Origin of the sequence: Streptomyces sp. WELS2 (genome assembly GCF_013870595.1) — a bacterium.
Lineage (GTDB): Bacteria > Actinomycetota > Actinomycetes > Streptomycetales > Streptomycetaceae > Streptomyces.
In genome coordinates this window covers 1-2,343 of sequence record NZ_JACBWZ010000900.1, presented here as the reverse complement: position 1 = coordinate 2,343, position 2,343 = coordinate 1, and the positions used below count along the sequence as shown (strand labels likewise).

General features: G+C 75.2%; 2 protein-coding genes. Both read right to left on the bottom strand.

The features are described 5' to 3' along the window. A partial coding sequence (locus H5J33_RS31475) for a DUF3492 domain-containing protein (RefSeq protein ID WP_181798160.1) occupies window positions 1-749 on the bottom strand: 749 nt, incomplete at its 3' end. A 236-nt stretch (window positions 750-985) separates the two neighbouring features. Then, on the bottom strand, window positions 986-2,343 hold a 1,358-nt coding region (locus H5J33_RS31470; protein ID WP_181798159.1), incomplete at its 5' end, for an ABC transporter ATP-binding protein.

The following is a 2,343-nucleotide window of genomic DNA, read 5'->3' as shown; positions in this document are numbered from 1 at the left end:
GCGAGGACGGCGCGCACGGCGGGGGCGGCGGTGTGCGGGCCGGAGGTCAGGTAATGCGTGCGCAGGTGCACGGTGTACTCGGTGACGAGCAGCGGCACACCGCAGAAGTGCCGGGCGAGCAGGCCGCAGAGGGCGGGCGGACCGCCCGTGGTGGCGTGGCAGAGGTCGGCCGCGCCGAGGGCGTCGTCGTCGTACCAGTCGAGCGAGAGGGGGCGCAGGGCGCGTTCGAGATGTGCGGCGATGGTGAGCAGGTCGGTGACCCGCGCCTCGTGCGCCGCGCACAGCGCGCGGGGAGCGCGGCAGGCTCGCTCCAGGGCGCGTACGGCGATGTCCGAGCGCAGGGCGCCGACCAGTCCGCCGTGGTCGCGGGCGAGTTCGGCGAGTCCGTACAGCGCGCTGCCGAAACGGTCCGCCAGGCTCCCGGACCCGTCCGTCGCCCCCGCCCCGGGCACGCCCCCGGCGGCCGTGCACACCGCCCCGGCCAGTTCCTCGTAGCACTCGGCGAAGCGCCGGCGTGCGCGTCGGCCGTAGGCGGGCCCCTCGGCCGTCCGCAGCGGTGCCGTGCGCACCCGGCGGACCTGCGGTGGCAGCGGGGCGCGGTGGCTTCCGGCCTCCTGGCGCGGGCCGTGGCCGAGCGCGTAGACGTCGAACTCGTGCTGCTCCAGTCCGCGCACCAGCCGTTCGCACCAGAGCCAGGCGTCACCGCCCACATACGGATGGCCACGTTCGGTAAGCAGCCCTATGCGCACGTGTACACCCCCGGTCTCCCGTCTGGGGAGCCGCCTTCGGGCCGGCGGCTCGCAGCGGGATGAACGTAAGGGGACGAGGCGGTGGCGCGACGGACGGTTGTCCGTCGCACCACCAAAAGGGGTGAACGCTCGTAACTTTCGCGTGCGGGTCGCGTTCGGGCGCGCTAATGCGTCACAGGGTGACCACGCGGGCGCGAAACGTTACAGCGCCGATGGAGCGGACACGTCACCGGGCGCTAGGCCGCCGCCGGTTCGCGCCGGGCGGCGCGCCGCCGGGCCGCCAGTTCCGGGTCGAGCGCGGGTACGGCGGCCAGGAGCTGCTTGGTGTACGGCTCGCGCGGGCTGTCGTATACCTCGTCGGCGGGCCCGTACTCGACGAGCCGGCCGCGCCGCATCACCGCGACCCGGTCGCTGACCTGGCGGACCACGGCGAGGTCGTGCGCGATGAAGACCAGCGCCAGGCCGAGTTCCCGCCGGAGTTCGCCGAGCAGGGCGACCACCTGGGCCTGGGTGGTGACGTCGAGCGCGGAGACCGGCTCGTCGCAGACGAGGACGCGCGGCTCGGCGGCGAGCGCGCGTGCGATGCCGACGCGCTGGCGCTGGCCGCCGCTGAACTCGTGCGGGTAACGGTCGTAGTGCGCCCGGTCGAGCCCCACGCGTTCCAGCAGCTCCGACACGCGCTCCCGGATGCGCTCCTCGTCGCGTTCGCCCCGCGCGCGGAGCGGGTCGGCGACCGCCTCGCCGACGCTGCGGCGGGGGTTGAGGGAGGAGACGGGGTCCTGGAAGACCATCTGGACGGCCGGGTTCACCCCGGTCAGAGGGCGCCCCTCGTAGCGGATCCCGCCGGCGGTCGGCTCCAGCAGCCCGACCAGCATGCGGCCGAGCGTGGTCTTGCCGCTGCCGCTCTCGCCGACCACGCCGAGGGTCTCCCCGCGCCGCACGGTCACCGAGACGTCGTCCACGGCCGCCAGCGCGCGTTTCCCGCGCCCGAATTCGCGCCGCACCCCGGTGGCCTCCAGCACGACCTCGCCGGTGGCCGGGGAAGCGGTCCGGCGGGCGTCCACGCGCGGGACGGCGTCGAGCAGCTCGCGGGTGTACGGCTCGGCGGGCGCGGCGAGGACGGCGCCGACCGGGCCGCGCTCGACGGCTCTGCCGTGCCGCATGACGAGGATGTCGTCCACGCTCTCGGCGGCCACGCCCACGTCGTGGGTGACGAGCAGCAGGCCCATGCCGGTCTCCGCGCGCAGGGCGTGCACCAGATCGAGGATCTGGGCCTGGACGGTGACGTCGAGGGCGGTGGTCGGCTCGTCGGCGATCAGCAGGTCCGGCTCGCCGGCGAGGGCCATGGCGATGAGGGCGCGCTGGCGCATGCCGCCGCTGAACTCGTGCGGCCGGGACCGGGCCCTGCGGGCCGCGTCCGGGATGCCGACCCGGTCCAGTACCTCGACGGCACGCGCGCGTGCGGCGCGGCGTGTCACGCGCGCGTGGACGCGGTAGACCTCGGCGATCTGGTCACCGATCGCGTAGTACGGGTCGAGCGAGGACAGCGGGTCCTGGAAGACCATGGCCGCCTTGGCGCCGCGCAGCCGGCGCA